The organism is Neorhizobium sp. PAMB6716 (assembly GCF_058242805.1).
In genome coordinates, this window is sequence record NZ_CM177835.1 from 1,205,072 (window position 1) to 1,221,382 (window position 16,311).

Sequence of the window (16,311 nt, forward strand, 5' to 3'; positions counted from 1 at the left end):
CATTTGCGCACGAAACGCGCACGAAGGGGGCAGGCAGACATGTCGAGTGATATCGGTCAGACCATGATCGGGCAGATCAGGCGCAACGAGCACCTGCCGACCCGCATTGCGTCACGGCTGGCGACCGAGATCAACGAAGGTCGCCTGAAGCCGTCCGAAAAGCTGCCGACCGAGCATGTTCTGGCAAAAAGCCTTGGCGTCAGCCGTTCCGTCATTCGCGAAGCTATTGCCCAATTGCGCAACGAGGGGCTGGTGGAAACCCGCCAGGGCGTTGGTGCTTTCGTCAGCGAACGCTCCGCCTGGCTGATCCGCATCAAGGACGGCGAACTGTCGGAGCCGCAAAGCTTTCGCGCCTTGTTCCAGTTGCGTGTGCCGCTGGAAATCGAATCGGCGGGGCTTGCAGCACTCCATCACACGCCGGAGGATATGGCGCGGATCGATGAAGCGCTTTCGGCCATGACCGGGGCGGAAAAGTGGACCGCGCAGGGCGTCGTGGCCGATCTTGCCTTTCACCGCGCCCTTGCAGAGGCAACGCATAACGAATATTTCGCGATGTTTATCGGCTTCATCGCCGAGCGGATCAGCCATGCGATCAATGCGGCGCGCGAGCGTGCGGTGCTCGAGGAAATCGTCGAGGTGACGATTGCCGAGCATGTGGTGCTGCGCGACGCCGTGGCGAGCCGCGATGCGCAGCGGGCGCGAAACGCCATGCGCGTCCACCTGCTGGGCGCTGCAAGTCGCATCGATCTCAGCCTCGAACAGTTCTGAGGCAATCGCTTCACCACCGCCTGCGGCAAAAACCGACATGGACTTTCCTTCGGGGTAGACAGCCGCGAAAACTGTCCGTATTAATCGGATAGGTCGTTGTCAGACATCCTGACAATGGGGCTTGGTGACAGGAGGTGTCCCGGCCCGGAGGTAATGGGAGGGGTCCGCTTTGGCGTTGCGACGCAACCTGAAATCCGTGGAGATTCTGCCGCAGGATGCCGAAAAGGCACTGCTGGTCGGACGTGTCTGGTCCAATGCGGCGGAAGGCCCTTGCCCTGTCGTCCTGCGTGATGGCCGCGTGCTGGATGTGAGCGGCGTGTCCGCCACCATGTCCGGCCTTCTGGAAATCGATGGCATTGCCGCAAAGCTTGCGCAGGCGACGGATCTTCCCGATCTCGGCGCCCTCGATGATTTCCTCACCGGTACGGCTGGCCACCTGCTTGCCCCCGTCGACCTTCAGGCCATCAAGGCCGCGGGCGTAACCTTTGCAGACAGCATGCTGGAGCGGGTGATCGAGGAGCAGGCCAAGGGCGATGCCGGGCGTGCGCAGGATATCCGCGCAAAGCTTGCGCCGGTGCTGGGCGACAGCCTGCGCGGGCTCGTTGCGGGCTCGGAGCAGGCGGCCAAGGTCAAGACGCTGCTGCAGGACATGGGCCTCTGGTCGCAATATCTCGAAGTCGGCATCGGCCCTGATGCGGAAATCTTCACCAAAGCCCAGCCGATGTCGTCGGTTGGCTGCGGCGATGTCGTCGGTATTCACCCGATTTCGCAGTGGAACAATCCGGAGCCGGAAGTGGTGCTGGCCGTGCGCTCCGACGGCACGATCGTTGGCGCCACACTCGGCAACGATGTGAACCTGCGCGATGTCGAGGGGCGCTCGGCGCTTCTGCTCGGCAAGGCGAAGGACAACAATGCCTCCTGCGCCATCGGCCCGTTCATCCGGCTCTTCGATGACGATTTCTCCATGGAGGACCTGCGCAAGGTGCGCGTTTCCCTGCTGGTGCGGGGCGAAGACGGTTTTGAGATGACCGGTGAAAGCCCGATGGAAGCGATCAGCCGCACGCCGGAAAACCTCGCCTCGCAATTGCGCAACCGCAACCATCAATATCCTGATGGCGCGGTGCTTTTCCTCGGCACGATGTTTGCGCCGGTGAAGGATCGCCGCGGAGCAGGCCTTGGTTTTACCCACGAGGTGGGAGACCGCGTCGAGATCGCGACACCGATGCTCGGCCGCCTCGTCAATATCGTTGATCGCACCGATGCCTGCCCCGAATGGACGTTTGGCACGCGGGCGCTTTTTAAAAACCTGGCCCGCCGCGGCTTGGCTGACAAGGCTTGAGGGGCGCATGACCAAGATTGTCGATCTCTTCTACAAGTGTCTCGAATTCCTGCTGATCCTGCTTCTTGGCGGCATGGCTCTGATGGTGTTCGTTAATGTCGTACTGCGCTACGGCTTCAATTCGGGCCTCACCGTTTCGGATGAAATGGCGCGCTACTTCTTCGTCTGGCTCACCTTCATCGGTGCGGTCGTCGGCTTTAGGGAATACGGCCATCTGGGCGTTGAAACGGTGGTCGGCCTGATGGGGCGCCGCGGGAGGCTCGTCTGCATGGCCTTGAGCAATCTCGTCATCCTCGGTGTGTCCCTGCTGTTTTTCTGGGGCACCTGGAAGCAGTTGCCGATCAATGCCAGCATGAAGGCACCGGTCACGGGGCTTTCGATGGGCTGGGTTTATGGCATCGGCTTCTTTACCGGCGGCGGATGTGCGCTGATCGCGCTCGAACGGCTGGTGCGCACGGTGACCGGACGCACCAGCGATGCGGAAATCGCCGCCTTTGCCGGCGAAGACCAGAGCATTGAAAAGCTGGCGGAGCGCGCCTGATGACCCTGATCGTCTTTATCGTTTCGCTTCTCGGCGCTATGGCGATCGGGGTTCCCGTCGCCTTTTCCCTGATGTTCTGTGGCGTCACCCTCATGTGGTACATGGGGATGTTCAACAGCCAGATCATCGCCCAGAACATGATCGCCGGCGCCGATACATTCACGCTTCTCGCCATTCCCTTCTTCGTTCTTGCCGGCGAGCTGATGAATTCCGGTGGCCTGTCGCGGCGCATCATCGAGTTTGCGATTGCCTGCGTCGGTCATATTCGCGGCGGCCTTGGCATTGTTGCCATCATGGCAGCGGTGATCATGGCGTCGATCTCGGGCTCGGCCGCTGCCGATACCGCAGCCCTTGCCGCTATCCTCATCCCGATGATGGCCAAGGCCGGCTATAACGTGCCGCGTTCGGCGGGCCTCATCGCATCCGGCGGCATCATCGCGCCGGTCATTCCGCCCTCGATGGCCTTCATCGTGTTTGGCGTCGCCGCCAATGTCTCGATCACGCAGCTCTTCATGGCGGGCATCGTGCCCGGCATCCTGATGGGGCTGGCGCTTGTCGTCGCTTGGCAGATCGTGGTGCGCAAGGACGATGTCCAGCCGCTTCCCAAAGCCAGCGCCCGTGAACGCCTCCGCTCCACGGGGCGTGCCGCCTGGGCGCTTGGCATGCCTGTCATCATCCTCGGCGGCATCAAAGCCGGCGTCGTCACGCCAACCGAAGCGGCCGTGATTGCCGCTGCCTATGCCATGTTCGTCGGCATGGTGATCTACCGCGAGCTGAAGCCGAAGGATCTGCCGCATGTGGTGCTGCAGGCGGCCAAGACGACGTCGATCATCATGTTCCTGGTCTGCGCGGCACTCGTCTCGTCCTGGCTGATCACGGCTGCCAATATTCCCGGTGAGATCACGCAGTATATCGAGCCGCTGATCGACCGGCCGATGCTGCTGATGTTCGTCATCATGCTGCTGGTCCTGCTCGTCGGAACCGCGCTGGATCTGACGCCGACCATCCTGATCCTGACGCCGGTGCTGATGCCGATCATCAAGCAGGCGGGCATCGATCCGGTCTATTTCGGCGTCATGTTCATCATGAACTGCTGCATCGGCCTGATCACGCCGCCCGTCGGCGTCGTGCTGAACGTGGTGAGCGGCGTCGGCCGCGTGCCGCTCGGCAAGGTCGTAACAGGCATTTTGCCCTTCCTGTTCGCGCAGGTGCTGGTGCTCATGCTGCTCGTCGTGTTTCCGCAGATCGTCACCGTGCCGGCCCAGTGGCTGAGGTGACGCGATACGTTCAATAGTCTCATCATAGGATCCAAGGGAGGATATTCCATGAGAAAGCTACTACTCGCAACCACCGCACTCGCCTTTGCCGCCTCGGCGGCAGCCCCGGCATTTGCCGAATTCAACAGCCGCACCATTCGTGTGTCGAACGGCATCAATGCCGATCACCCCGTCGGCAACGGCATCAAGGCCATGCAGGCGTGCCTCGATGAAAAGTCCGGTGGCAAGCTGAAGCTGCAGGCCTTCTGGGGCGGCGCGCTCGGCGGTGACCTTCAGGCCACGCAGGCGCTGCGTTCCGGCGTGCAGGAAGCCGTCGTCACCTCGTCCTCGCCGCTCGTTGGCATCGAGCCGGCGCTTGGCGTGTTCGATCTGCCCTTCCTGTTTGCCAATGCCCAGGAAGCCTACAAGGTGCTGGACGGCAAGTTCGGCGACATGATGAACGAGAAGATGGCAGCTGTCGGTCTCGTCAACCTCGCCTATTGGGAAAACGGCTTCCGCAACCTGTCGAACTCCGTTCGCCCGGTTGAGAAGTGGGAAGATTTCCAGGGGATGAAGGTTCGCGTCATGCAGAACAACATCTTCCTCGACACCTTCCAGAACCTCGGCGCCAATGCCACGCCGATGGCGTTTGGCGAGGTGTTTTCCGCGCTGGAAACCAAGACCATCGACGCGCAGGAAAACCCCTATGTGACGATCGACACCTCGAAATTCTTCGAAGTGCAGAAATTCGTCACCGAGACCAACCACGCCTATACGCCGTTCCTCTTCCTCTTCTCCAAGGCGATCTTCGATACCTATACGCCTGACGAGCAGGCCGCGCTTCGCGCGTGCGCAGTGGTCGGGCGCGATGTTGAGCGCGGCGTAATTGCCGACCTCAACAAGAAGTCGCTGGAAAAGATCAAGGAAGCCGGCCTCAAGGTCAACACGCTCTCGGAAGACGAGCAGAAGCGCATCCGCGAAAAGTCCATGGTGGTCTACGAGAAACACAAGGCTGAAATCGGCGCCGACGTGGTCGACGGCATCGTTGCCGAGCTTGCCGCCATTCGCAAGTAATCACGGCTGAAGCATTACCCCAAAATGAAGGCCCGCAGCGGAGAACCGCTGCGGGCCTTCTTGATTCCAAAGCCGTTCCGGCAGGCCACTATTCTGGAACGGAAGGCAGAACCTTATCGCGCTTCTTCAATTGCTGTTCCCGGAAAAAGATGAACAGGCCGGAGCCGACGATGAGGGCGGCACCGATGACCATGGTGGTGCGCGGCACTTCTCCAAAAAACCACCAACCGAAAACGATGGCCCAGAGAAGAAGCGTATATTGTAGTGGTGCAACCGTTGCCGCATCCGAAATCTTCAGCGCCCGGTTGACCAGCATATGCGCGCTCATGGCAACCACGCCGAGGAGGGAGAGGGCCAGCACTTCTGTGACAGAAGACAATGGCGTCCAGTCGAACGGTGCAAAGACGAGACCGGCGAGCGCAGCACCTCCAGTCTGGAACAGCACCAGTGTCTTGTCCGGCGTGCCGCGAAGACTGCGCCCCGACAGCATCATGAAGGCAAAGGCTGCCGTGCCGATGATCGAGATCAGCGCCGGTGCCGTAAACATGGCGCTTGACGGCTCGAGTGTGACGATCACCCCGATAAAGCCGACGCCGATGGCGGTCCACCGGCGCCAGCCGACGTGTTCGCCGAGCAGGAACGGCGAGGCGGCGGCGACATAGATCGGCGCTGCCAGCCAATAGGTCATGACGTCGGCGAGCGGCAGATACATCACGGCATAATAGAAGCAGAACAGTTCCAGCGTCGAAAAGACAACGCGCGCCGCCTGCAGGCCCGGCCGTTCAGCCTCCAGAATGGGCTTCCTGCCGGCCATCCAGAGGAAGGGAGACAGGATGACAAGGGCGGCCACGCTTCGAATGAGGATGACCTGCCCGAGCCCGTAGCTCGCCACCAGCCATTTGCCCATGGCGTCATTCAGCGCAAACAGCAGCATGCCCAGAAGCATGATGGCGGGGCCGGCAAAGGCCGCAGCCGAAGCGGCGCGGCGGGAAGGGGATTTCAACATTTAAGCTCCGAAGAAGGCGAGGGGCGATTGCGGCGTTATCAGAGCTGTGAGCGATCGGATAGTCGGCGGCTCACGGTAAAGGCGCGGTCGAGATCCGGGTTCAGCTCCATGCCGAGGCCCGGGCCGGGCGGCACCGTGATCATGCCGTTCTGCACTGAAGGCAGTGCTGTGACCAGATCCCTGTACCAGGTGTTGTAGAAGGCGCGCACACTTTCCTGCACGAGCGCATTCGGCGCATTGAGCGACAGATGCGTCGAGGCACACAGAACCACCGGCCCGGTGCAATCATGCGGAGCAACCGGCAGGTGCCAGGCTTCGGCCATGGAGGCAATCTTGCGAGCCTCCGACAGCCCGCCGCACCAGGAAATGTCCAGCATGACCACACCCGCCACGCCCGTTTCCAGGTAATCGCGAAAACCCCAGCGGGTGGCGAGCGTTTCCGAGGCGGAGATCGGCGCAGGGGAAACGTCCGCATAACGCTTGAGACTCGAAAGACTGTCCATCTTGATCGGGTCTTCGTGCCAGAAGGTCTGGAACGGAGTGAGTGCCTTTGCAATCTGCATGGCCGGCAGCAATTGCCACATCGAATGGAATTCCACCATGATATCCATGCGGTCGCCAACGGCGGAGCGGATCTTTTCAAACGGCACCAGCGCCTGCTTGAGGTCCGGCATGGAGATATAGGAACCGCGCGTCTTTTCCGCGGCCGCATCGAACGGCCAGATCTTCATGGCGGTAATGCCATCTTCCAGAAGCGAATGGGCCAGTTCGTCGGCGCGCTCCAGGAAGCCGTTGAGGTCGTCGTAATCGCGTGCGCCGGAAAGCCCGTAATTGGCCGTCGTCTGGCCCGTCGCCTTCTTGATGTATTCGGTGCCCGCACAGGTATTGTAGGTACGGATCTCGCGGCGGGTGAAACCGCCGAGAAGCTGGGCAATCGGCTGGCCTGTCGCCTTGCCGAAAATGTCCCAGAGCGCGATGTCGAAAGCGGAGTTTCCGCGCATTTCCGCGCCCGAGGAGCGAAAGCCGACATAACCGACGAGATCGGCGGCAAGCTTGTCGATCTCCAGCGGATCGCGGCCGATGACCCGAGGTGCTACATATTCATGCAGATAGGCCTCCACCGTCTCTGCCCCGAAAAACGTTTCGCCAAGCCCGGTCAGGCCTTCGTCCGTGTGAACGAGAACCCACAAGAGATTGGGGCGCTCGCCGATGCGAACGGTTTCAATCGCCGTAATTTTCAAGATATCCTCCCATGCCTGTGCTGAACGGCCGGCCAAACTCCGGTCCTCCCCGTCCGTCACCTTCGCCAGAACCGCGAAAAAGAATCCCCGGTCGCGAATGCAAATCCTGTCATGTTGTCAGACAAATGGCAACGCCAAGATGCAGCCGAAAAGGCAGAGCAACGGCGGGCCGCAGGCATTCGGGAGCGCGAGACAGTTCTTGCGCCCGGATGCTTCAAAGCCTGCCGGAATGCCACAGCAACGGCTTGTTTTCATTTGAGATCGATAACCTTGAGATCGTCTGGAACAAAATCGCTGGCGCGTCGTTCTCGCCCGCCACCGATGGATCATCCGTCTGGAACAAGGAGGCCGGCATGCCAAAGTCTGCGACCTCCCGCCTATCCGGCCGTTCCCTTTTTGCCCTTGCCGTCCTCAATTTCTTCCTGGCCGATGCGCGTGATGGGCTGGGGCCGTTTCTCGATGGCTTTCTGGCAACCCATGGCTGGTCGCCGATGACGCTCGGGATTGTCGCAACGCTCGGCGGCGTGCTCGGCATGATCGCCACCCCTCTGCTCGGCGCCCTTGTGGATGCCTCAACCGCCAAGCGGACGCTGATCATCATCCCCGTCATCCTCGTCACGGCCTCGGCGCTCTGGACGCTTGCAAGCCCCGGCAACGCCGCCGTTTTCGGAGGCTTATCGATGACGGCAATCGTTGGCGCGCTGGTCGGCCCGGCACTCATGGGCCTGACGCTGGGTCTTGTTGGCGAGCGTGCCTTTTCGCGCCAGGTCTCCCGTAATGAATTCTGGAACCATGCCGGCAATGTTGTCTCGCTCGCCGGCATCTATGGTGCCACCGTGTATTTTGGCGTCAGCGGCATTGTCGGTTTGATGATCGTCACGGCCTTTGCGGCCATCCTGGCAACGCTTGCGATCAATCCCCGCGAGATCGACCATCAGGTGGCGCGCGGGCTTGGGCATGATGATGGAACGCCTGGCCCCTCGGGTTATGCGGTGCTGGTGGGCAGCAAGGGTCTTGTCCTGCTTGCGATCACGCTGATGATCTTCCACTTCGGCAATGCGCCGATCAGCCGGCTGATCGCACAGGACTTTTCCCTCCAGCTCGGTACGCCCTTCCGCACCACCGCAATCACCACAGGTGTTTCACAGCTGTCGATGATTGCCATGGCATTGGCGACGCCCTTTCTGCTTCGCCGCTTTGGCTTGGCCACTGTCTTTGTCATCGCCCTCCTGTCGCTTCCGCTGCGGGGCCTCATCGCCGGCTCCTTCTCCGATTTCGGCGTCATTTACCCGGTGCAGATCCTCGACGGCATTGGTGCCGGCCTGATCGGCATTGCGACACCGATTGCCGCCGAACGGATACTGTCCGGCACCGGACGTTTCAATGTCGGCTTTGCCGCCGTGATGACGGTGCAGGGGATCGGCGCATCGCTGAGCAATGTCGTGGCCGGCTGGCTGACGGATCTCGGCGGTTATTCGCTCGCCTATTTCGTTCATGGTGGCGTGGCTGCACTTGCGGTTGCAGCCTTTCTCTTCGGTCGTCACGCCATTGCACCACCGCAGGACAAAGGCACTGGTGCCGGGGACGATTCCGCAGTAGCTAGCCGCCCGGGTGGCTCTTCCAACTCTTAAAAGCAGATGACGATGCAGGCATTGACGATGACGTGGGCGATCGCAGGGCTGACCGCGCTTGGAGTGATCACAAGGCCTTTCGGCTGGCCGGAAGCGATCTGGGCGGTTCTTGGCGCACTGTTGCTTCTGGCGCTCGGGCTGATCGGTCTGTCCGATGCCTGGCTTGGGATCTCCAAGGGGCTCGACATCTATCTGTTTCTCATCGGCATGATGCTTCTGTCGGAACTGGCCCGACAGGAGGGGCTGTTCGACTGGCTGGCCTCGATTGCCACGGCCCATGCCAAGGGCTCTCCCCGGCGGCTGTTTGCGCTGATCTTCGGTGTCGGCATAATCGTCACCGCTTTCCTGTCGAACGATGCAACGGCCGTCGTGCTGACGCCGGCCGTCTATGCTGCCTGCCGGGCGGCACGGGTGCGCGATCCCATGCCCTATCTGCTGATCTGCGCCTTCATCGCCAATGCCGCAAGTTTTGTCCTGCCGATCTCAAACCCCGCCAATCTGGTGATTTTCGGGGGAGGCGAGATGCCGCCGCTCGGGCACTGGCTGTCAACCTTCACGTTACCGTCGCTGGTGGCGATTGCCGCGACGTTTGCGGCTCTCTTCTGGACACAGCGGGCAGCACTTGCCACCGACACCGTCAGCGCGCATGTCGAACCCATGGCCTTGTCCTCCAGCGCGCGTCTTGCGGGTGTCGGCCTCATCGTCACGGCGCTGCTGCTGCTCGGCGCCTCCGCACTCGATCTTGATCTTGGCCTTCCGACATTTGTCGCCGGTTGCCTCACCACTGTCGTCATCATGGCGGTGACGCGCAGGAGCCCGGTTGCGACGCTGAAGGGTGTATCGTGGAGCGTCCTGCCGCTGGTCGCCGGCCTCTTCGTCGTCGTCGAGGCGCTGAACGGCACCGGCCTTGCCGATACGCTGGCCCGCTGGCTCTCGATGGGGGCTGAAAGCCATCCGGCTCAGACGGCAGCCCTTGCCGGCACAGTCGTCGCCGTAGTCTCCAATCTCGTCAACAATCTCCCGGCAGGGCTTGTCGCCGGCAGCGCCGTTCAGGCAGCCCATGTCTCCGACAAGATTGCCGCCGCCGTGCTGATCGGCGTGGATCTCGGGCCCAACCTTTCGGTCACCGGGTCGCTTGCCACCATCCTCTGGCTATCTGCCCTTCGCCGCGAGGGGCTTCATATGGGGGCCTTTGCCTTCCTGCGGCTTGGTGTCGTGGTGATGATCCCGGCGCTTGTCCTGTCGCTTGGCGTTCTAGCCCTCCAGTAACGCGGGATCCGGCTCTCAGCAGAAGACGGCGGCTGGTCAGGCGCGTTTTATCACAAGCCCGTTCATGACAAGATCGAGATGCGCCCGGATGTAGGGATCAAGCTCGACATGAGGTGAATCGCCGCGAATGAGCGTCTCCATGATGCGCGCGATGACCGGGGCGAAGATGACCGGGGCGAGCGCTGCCGGCCCATTGCGGAATTCGCCAGCTTTTATGCCTTCGTCAAGTAATGCCTGCACGCGCATGAACAGCGGATCGATCAGCTCGTCATGATGTTTCTGTACGATGTGCGGAAAACGGGGTCCCTCTGAAATGACGAAGCGGATGAGTTCTCGCGTATGCCTATTTTTAAGTATTTTCTCATAGAAGAGAAGAAGGAGAGCTTCCAGGCGGTCTGCGCAACTGCCCTTGAGGTCTCCGGCATTGTGCAGCAATTCCTCAAGCGGGGTCGCCACATGCGCAATCATGGCCGCGAAGAGGTTTTCCTTGGTGGGGAAATAAACGTAGATCGTTCCTTTCGTGACGCCGATCCGCTCGGCGATATCTTCGACCCGCGCCGTGGCAAAGCCGTTCGCGATGAATTCCTCGAAAGCGGCATCGAGAATCTGGATGGGTCGCTGAGCCTTCTGCTCTGCCCTGTTGAGTTTCCTGTCGTTTACCATCGTTTCGGCCAAAGTTCCCTTCATTTGTAAATTTCATTGACTAACTGGTCATTCAAATTTAACGTAGTCTGGCAATTGTTCAAGGGGCAACCATGCAACGGTTAATTACAAACGCGTTCCTGGCGTTTTCACTGGGGTTCCTGGCGGCTTGCGCGCCGCATGAGGAGACGCCCCCGAAGGCGGCCCGACACGTGGGTGCTGTGGTCGTCAAGGCGACCGAAGTGTCCGAAGAAGTTTCCACCACCGGCGAGATCGACGCCCGCGTCCAGTCGGATCTTTCCTTCCGCGTCAGCGGCCGCATCACGGATCGATTCGTCGACGTGGGTGACCGGGTGAAGGCGGGCCAGGTCCTTGCCCGCATCGATGCGCAGGAGCAGCAGGCTGACCTGCAGGTGGCTGTTGCAACGCTCGCCTCGGCCGTGGCCCAGCAGACCCAGGCCCAGCAGGCGTTCGATCGACAGCAGAGCCTGTTCACCACCGGCGTGACGACACGGGCGGATCTCGATTCGGCCCGCGAAAGTCTGCTGCGGGCCAAGGCGACGGTGGAATCGGAGCAGGCCCAGCTCGATACGGCGCGCGACACGCTCTCGCAGACAGATCTGATCGCCGATGCGAACGGCGTCATTACGGCGCGCAACGCCGAAGTGGGGCAGGTGGCGCAGGCAGCCCAGCTGATCTTCACGCTCGCCCATGATGGCCCGCGCGACGCCGTGGTCAATATCGATGAATCGCTCCTCCTCGGCCGTGAACTGGCAGGCGATATCAAGGTCCACCTGCTTTCGGGCGGTCCGTCGATGAAGGCGACCGTCCGCGAGGTCTCGCCGACGATCGATTCAAGCTCGGCAACGGTGCGCATCAAGCTTGCGCTTGAGGAGGTGCCGTGGGCAAAACTTGGAAGTCCGATCGTTGCGATCGCCCATTACAAGCCGCAGAGCGTGATCGAGCTGCCGTGGTCCTCCATGACCTCGCTTGCCGGCCAGCCGGCCGTCTGGGTCATCGATCCCGAAACGAAAGCCGTGTCGATCCGGCCGGTGGATGTCATCACCTATAACAGCGGCCGTTTTTCCATCCGCTCCGGCGTCAAGCCGGGCGAGACCGTGGTGGCAACGGGCGCCAATTTCCTGAGCCAGGGGGAAGTCGTGGCATTTGAAGGAACTGCACAATGAAGACCACCGCCCCCAGCCTCGCGGCGCTCCTTCTGGCCGCCACGTTTCTGACTGCCTGCCAAAAGGAAGAAACAGCCGAAGCCGAACCGCCGCGGCCGATCCTGTCGGTCATTGTCCGTTCGGAACCGGCTGCCCAGCTTTCGCTTCCCGGAACGGTGGAAGCCCGCGTCACCACCGAGTTCAGTTTCCGCGTGCTTGGCCGCATCGTGGCCCGCAACGTCCAGGTCGGTGACCTCGTGAAGAAGGGCGATGTCCTTGCCGCCATCGATCCGCTGGCGCTGGAACTGGCCGTCAAGAGTTCGCAGTCTGATCTCGTCAACAGCCAGGCGCAGCTTGCCAATGCGCTGACGACGGAAGAACGCCAAAAGACCCTGTACGAAAAACAGTCCGGCGCCAAATCGGCATACGAGACCGCCGTTCTCGATCGCAAGACTGCCGAGGCTTCCGTCGACAAGGCCCAGGCCAACCTCGACAAGGCCAACGAGCAGCTCGGCTACGCGCGCCTCCTGGTCGAATTCGATGGCGTGGTGACAGCCACATCCGCGGAGGTGGGTCAGGTGGTGTCGGCGGGCCAGAGCGTTGCCACCGTGGCGCGCCCGGAAGTCAAGGATGCCGTCATCGATGTGCCGGAAGCCGCAGGCGACAAGGTTGGGCCCGGAACGGCCTTCGATGTCTCGCTGCAGCTGGATCCAACCCTGCATGCCAAGGGCATCGTGCGTGAAATTGCGCCGGAAGCCGATGACGCCACCCGCACCCGTCGCACGAAACTCAGCCTGATCGATCCGCCGGAAGCCTTGAGGCTCGGCGCCGTGATCACGGCGACCGCACTGGACAAGGACGATGCGGTGATCCGCATCCCGTCCTCTGCCATCAAGGTCGATGGGGGAAAGACCACAGTCTGGGTCGTTTCCGAAGCGGAAAAGAAAGTCTTTTCGCGTCCGGTGACGCTGGCCAGTGAGCCACCGCCGGAAGGCATGGTGACCGTCACGGACGGCATTCGCCCGGGCGAACGCATCGCCGTTGCCGGCGCCCACACACTTCAAGAAGGTCAGACCATTCGCGTCGATCAGGAGATGACCAAGTGAAATCCTTCAACCTCTCCGACTGGGCGCTCGAACACCGCTCGCTCGTCTGGTACTTCATGATCGTGTTCGTTCTGGCCGGAACCTTCTCCTATATCAATCTCGGACGCGAGGAAGACCCGGCCTTTACCATCAAGACGATGGTCATCAACGCCCAGTGGCCGGGTGCCTCTGCCGAAGAAGTGACACGCCAGGTTACCGACCGGATCGAAAAGAAACTCGAGGAGCTTGACGCCCTCGATTATACCCGCAGTGAAACGACGGCGGGTCAGACGACGATCTTCGTTGAGCTTCTTCCCACCACCAAGGCGAAGGATGTGACCGCCAACTGGCTGAAGATCCGCAACATGGTGAGCGACATCCAGGGGGATTTCCCAAGCGGTGTCGTCGGTCCCTTCTACAATGACACGTTCGGCGACGTTTACGGCAATATCTACGCCTTCATGTCCGACGGGCTGACGCAGCGCCAGCTGCGTGACCTCGTTGAGGATGCACGTGCCAAGCTTCTCACGGTTCCCAATGTCGGCAAGATCGACATCGTCGGCGCCCAGGACGAAGCGATCTATCTGGAATTCTCGACCCGCAAGATTGCAGCGCTCGGCATCGACCAGCAATCGGTCATCGATACGCTTCAGGCCCAGAATGCGGTGACGCAGTCCGGCGTCGTGGAAGCGGGGCCGGAGCGGATCGCGCTGCGCGTCAGTGGCCAGTTCACCTCCGAAGACAGCCTGAAGTCCATCAATCTTCGGATCAACAACCGCTTCTTCCCGCTCACCGACATCGCCACCATCAAGCGCGGTTATGTCGATCCGCCGTCCTCGTTGTTCCGGTTCAAGGGCGAGCCCGCCATCGGCCTTGCCATCGGCATGAAGGCAGGCTCCAATCTTCTGGAATTCGGCGAAAAGCTGGATGCGCAGATGAAGCGGGTGGTCTCCGATCTGCCGATCGGTGTCGACGTGGCCCGTGTCTCCGACCAGCCCAAGGTGGTGGATGAGGCCGTTTCCGGCTTCACCCGCGCGCTCTTTGAAGCCATCGTCATCGTGCTCGCCATCAGCTTCATCAGCCTGGGCATGCGGGCGGGCATGGTCGTTGCCATCTCCATTCCGCTGGTGCTGGCCATTACCTTCGTTTTCATGGAATATACCGGCATCTCGCTGCAGCGTATTTCACTGGGGGCCTTGATCATCGCGCTCGGCCTGCTTGTCGATGATGCCATGATTGCCGTGGAGATGATGGTGTCTCGCCTTGAGGCGGGGGATACGTTGCGCAAGGCGGCGACCCACGTCTACACCTCGACCGCCTTCCCGATGCTGACGGGCACGCTGGTGACCGTTGCCGGTTTTATTCCGATTGGCCTCAACAACAGTGCGGCGGGTGAATTCACCTTCACGCTTTTTGTCGTCATTGCCGTCTCGCTGGTGGTGTCGTGGATTGTCGCCGTGCTCTTCACGCCGCTGCTTGGCGTGTCGATCCTGCCGAAGACGATGAAATCGCATCACGAGAACAAGGGGCGCGTGACGCGCGGTTTCGCCTGGCTTCTGCGTGTGGCCATGCGCTGGCGCTGGATCACCATCCTGCTGACGATCCTGGCCTTCGCAGCCTCTGTGAGCGGTCTCAGCCTCGTGCAACAGCAGTTCTTTCCCTCGTCGGACCGCCCCGAACTGATCGTCGACTGGAACCTGCCCAACAACAGCACCATTACCGAGACAAACCGTCAGATGGCGCAGTTCGAGCAGGAAAAGCTGGCCGGGAACCCCGATATCGATCACTGGTCGACCTATGTCGGCGAAGGCGCTCCGCGTTTCATCCTGTCCTACGACGTGCAGTCTTCGGCTGTCTGGTTCGGGCAGACCGTCATCGTCGCCAAGGATCTGGAGGCGCGAAACCGCCTTCGCGGCGAGTTGCAGGCCTATCTGGGCAAGACGTTCCCGGGCACGGATGCCTTCGTCAAGCTCCTGGACATCGGCCCGCCCGTCGGCAAGCCGGTCCAGTACCGCGTCAGTGGCCCGGATATCCAGACGGTTCGTCAGCTGGCCATGCAACTGGGCAGTATCGTCAACCAGCATCCGCTCCTGTCCAACATGACCTATGACTGGAACGAACCGTCGCGGGTCGTGAAGGTGGACGTATTGCAGGACAAGGCACGCCAGCTGGGGATTTCCTCGCAGGATATCGCAAACCGCCTCAGCGGCATCGTCGAAGGCACGACCGCCACCAACGTGCGCGATTCAATCTATCTGATCAATGTGATCGGCCGGGCGCAGGATACCGAACGCGGCTCGATCGAGACGCTGAAGAACCTGCAGCTGCCCAGCAGCAGCGGCAACTCCGTGCCGCTCTCGGCTGTCGCCAAGTTCCGTTACGAACTTGAACAGCCCAAGATCGGCCGGCGCGACCGCATCCCGACGATCATCATCAAGGCTGCCGTCATCGGCTCCACCCAGCCGGCAACGATCGTCACGCAGCTGGAACCGAACGTGAAGAAATTCACGGACACGCTGCCGCCCGGCTATCATGTCGAACTGGGTGGTTCGGTGGAATCCAGCGCGGATTCGCAAGGCCCGATTGCAGCCGTTGCACCACTGATGCTGTTTGCCATGGCAACCATCCTGATGTTCCAGCTGCAGAGCTTCAGCCGCCTGTTCCTGGTGTTTGCTGTGGCGCCGCTGGCCTTGATCGGCGTGGTGGCAGCTCTTCTTCTGAGCAATGCGCCGATGGGATTTGTCGCCATCCTCGGCATCCTGGCGCTGATCGGCATCCTGATCCGAAACTCGGTCATCCTTGTCGTGCAGATCGAGCATCTGCGTAGCGAGGGGGTTGCGCCCTGGCGCGCCGTAATCGAGGCAACGGAGCATCGCATGCGGCCGATCCTGCTGACCGCAGCAGCCGCCACGCTTGCCCTCATCCCGATTTCCCGTGAAGTGTTCTGGGGACCGATGGCCTACGCCATGATGGGCGGCATCGTGGTCGGCACCGTGCTGACGCTGCTCTTCCTGCCGGCCCTCTACGTCGCCTGGTTCGGCATCAAGCGCGAGGTCGATGACGAGACCCCGCGCGACGTGCATGCCTGAAAACAGGTGGCGCCCGAAAGGGCGCCACCGCTGCTTCTGCCTGTGCAACCAAGCCCACGGCACTGGCCTCCGTCACCTTCAGTCTCAATTGGCCATGGCGCGAGGGGCAAAGCTTCCTCACCCTGGAATCGCTGGCTCCCGAAGGTTTGGCCGCAAAGGCGCCTGGCGTCCCCCCCACACAAACCTGAAGAGCGAAGAATTTTC

At 61.4% G+C, this 16,311-nt stretch carries 13 protein-coding genes; 10 read left to right on the forward strand and 3 right to left on the reverse strand.

Annotated elements, in window-relative coordinates:
* The first annotated feature begins 39 nt into the window (after nucleotides 1-39).
* From AC4CWH_RS05835 to AC4CWH_RS05855, 5 genes are all read left to right on the forward strand, one after another.
* Nucleotides 40-768, forward strand: a complete 729-nt coding sequence (locus tag AC4CWH_RS05835; protein WP_491320782.1) for a FadR/GntR family transcriptional regulator — start codon at nucleotides 40-42, stop codon at nucleotides 766-768.
* A 175-nt stretch (nucleotides 769-943) separates the two neighbouring features.
* Nucleotides 944-2,107, forward strand: coding sequence for a fumarylacetoacetate hydrolase family protein (locus AC4CWH_RS05840; protein ID WP_491321363.1), 1,164 nt, complete (start codon nucleotides 944-946; stop codon nucleotides 2,105-2,107).
* A gap of 7 nt (nucleotides 2,108-2,114) precedes the next feature.
* Nucleotides 2,115-2,648, forward strand: coding sequence for a TRAP transporter small permease (locus tag AC4CWH_RS05845; protein ID WP_491320783.1), 534 nt, complete (start codon nucleotides 2,115-2,117; stop codon nucleotides 2,646-2,648).
* The gene (locus AC4CWH_RS05850; protein ID WP_491284765.1) at nucleotides 2,648-3,925 is read left to right on the forward strand and encodes a TRAP transporter large permease; all 1,278 of its coding nucleotides are present in this window, start codon (nucleotides 2,648-2,650) and stop codon (nucleotides 3,923-3,925) included. The genes AC4CWH_RS05845 and AC4CWH_RS05850 overlap by 1 nt, the downstream gene beginning before the upstream one ends.
* Nucleotides 3,926-3,973: 48 nt before the next feature.
* Complete coding sequence (locus AC4CWH_RS05855; RefSeq protein WP_491284767.1) at nucleotides 3,974-4,978, forward strand: TRAP transporter substrate-binding protein; 1,005 nt, start codon at nucleotides 3,974-3,976, stop codon at nucleotides 4,976-4,978.
* 88 nt (nucleotides 4,979-5,066) lie between these two features.
* Here AC4CWH_RS05855 and AC4CWH_RS05860 read toward each other — a convergent pair whose 3' ends face one another.
* Both AC4CWH_RS05860 and AC4CWH_RS05865 read right to left on the reverse strand, forming a co-directional pair.
* Complete coding sequence (locus AC4CWH_RS05860; protein ID WP_491320784.1) at nucleotides 5,067-5,984, reverse strand: DMT family transporter; 918 nt, start codon at nucleotides 5,982-5,984, stop codon at nucleotides 5,067-5,069.
* 38 nt (nucleotides 5,985-6,022) lie between these two features.
* Nucleotides 6,023-7,225: a mandelate racemase/muconate lactonizing enzyme family protein gene (locus AC4CWH_RS05865; RefSeq protein ID WP_491320785.1), complete on the reverse strand. Its 1,203-nt coding sequence runs from the start codon at nucleotides 7,223-7,225 to the stop codon at nucleotides 6,023-6,025.
* A gap of 353 nt (nucleotides 7,226-7,578) precedes the next feature.
* Between AC4CWH_RS05865 and AC4CWH_RS05870 the strand changes: the two genes are divergently transcribed.
* Together AC4CWH_RS05870 and AC4CWH_RS05875 are read left to right on the forward strand one after the other, a co-directional pair.
* Complete coding sequence (locus tag AC4CWH_RS05870) at nucleotides 7,579-8,856, forward strand: MFS transporter (protein ID WP_491320786.1); 1,278 nt, start codon at nucleotides 7,579-7,581, stop codon at nucleotides 8,854-8,856.
* Nucleotides 8,857-8,868: 12 nt separating this feature from the next.
* Nucleotides 8,869-10,125, forward strand: a complete 1,257-nt coding sequence (locus AC4CWH_RS05875; protein ID WP_491320787.1) for an arsenic transporter — start codon at nucleotides 8,869-8,871, stop codon at nucleotides 10,123-10,125.
* A 36-nt stretch (nucleotides 10,126-10,161) separates the two neighbouring features.
* On the opposite strand, the gene AC4CWH_RS05880 is transcribed toward AC4CWH_RS05875, so the two are convergent.
* The gene (locus AC4CWH_RS05880; RefSeq protein ID WP_491284778.1) at nucleotides 10,162-10,812 is read right to left on the reverse strand and encodes a TetR/AcrR family transcriptional regulator; all 651 of its coding nucleotides are present in this window, start codon (nucleotides 10,810-10,812) and stop codon (nucleotides 10,162-10,164) included.
* Nucleotides 10,813-10,880: 68 nt separating this feature from the next.
* Here AC4CWH_RS05880 and AC4CWH_RS05885 point away from each other — a divergent pair, with 68 nt between their 5' ends.
* Genes AC4CWH_RS05885 through AC4CWH_RS05895 form a run of 3 tightly spaced genes read left to right on the forward strand, consistent with a single transcriptional unit; the run spans nucleotide 10,881 to nucleotide 16,107 of the window.
* Nucleotides 10,881-11,954: an efflux RND transporter periplasmic adaptor subunit gene (locus tag AC4CWH_RS05885; RefSeq protein ID WP_491320788.1), complete on the forward strand. Its 1,074-nt coding sequence runs from the start codon at nucleotides 10,881-10,883 to the stop codon at nucleotides 11,952-11,954.
* Nucleotides 11,951-13,039, forward strand: a complete 1,089-nt coding sequence (locus AC4CWH_RS05890; protein ID WP_491320789.1) for an efflux RND transporter periplasmic adaptor subunit — start codon at nucleotides 11,951-11,953, stop codon at nucleotides 13,037-13,039. Before AC4CWH_RS05885 ends, AC4CWH_RS05890 begins: the two co-directional genes overlap by 4 nt.
* Complete coding sequence (locus AC4CWH_RS05895) at nucleotides 13,036-16,107, forward strand: efflux RND transporter permease subunit (RefSeq protein ID WP_491320790.1); 3,072 nt, start codon at nucleotides 13,036-13,038, stop codon at nucleotides 16,105-16,107. Before AC4CWH_RS05890 ends, AC4CWH_RS05895 begins: the two co-directional genes overlap by 4 nt.
* Nucleotides 16,108-16,311 lie beyond the last annotated feature (204 nt).

What these genes read in the sequence shown, in the direction of transcription:
- AC4CWH_RS05885 (WP_491320788.1), top strand. Translation starts at nt 10,881, where the DNA reads ATGCAACGGTTAATTACAAACGCGTTCCTGGCGTTTTCACTGGGGTTC.
- AC4CWH_RS05850 (WP_491284765.1), top strand. Translation starts at nt 2,648, where the DNA reads ATGACCCTGATCGTCTTTATCGTTTCGCTTCTCGGCGCTATGGCGATC.
- AC4CWH_RS05835 (WP_491320782.1), top strand. Translation starts at nt 40, where the DNA reads ATGTCGAGTGATATCGGTCAGACCATGATCGGGCAGATCAGGCGCAAC.
- AC4CWH_RS05855 (WP_491284767.1), top strand. Translation starts at nt 3,974, where the DNA reads ATGAGAAAGCTACTACTCGCAACCACCGCACTCGCCTTTGCCGCCTCG.
- AC4CWH_RS05890 (WP_491320789.1), top strand. Translation starts at nt 11,951, where the DNA reads ATGAAGACCACCGCCCCCAGCCTCGCGGCGCTCCTTCTGGCCGCCACG.
- AC4CWH_RS05875 (WP_491320787.1), top strand. Translation starts at nt 8,869, where the DNA reads ATGCAGGCATTGACGATGACGTGGGCGATCGCAGGGCTGACCGCGCTT.
- AC4CWH_RS05870 (WP_491320786.1), top strand. Translation starts at nt 7,579, where the DNA reads ATGCCAAAGTCTGCGACCTCCCGCCTATCCGGCCGTTCCCTTTTTGCC.
- AC4CWH_RS05880 (WP_491284778.1), bottom strand. Translation starts at nt 10,812, where the DNA reads ATGAAGGGAACTTTGGCCGAAACGATGGTAAACGACAGGAAACTCAAC.
- AC4CWH_RS05845 (WP_491320783.1), top strand. Translation starts at nt 2,115, where the DNA reads ATGACCAAGATTGTCGATCTCTTCTACAAGTGTCTCGAATTCCTGCTG.
- AC4CWH_RS05860 (WP_491320784.1), bottom strand. Translation starts at nt 5,984, where the DNA reads ATGTTGAAATCCCCTTCCCGCCGCGCCGCTTCGGCTGCGGCCTTTGCC.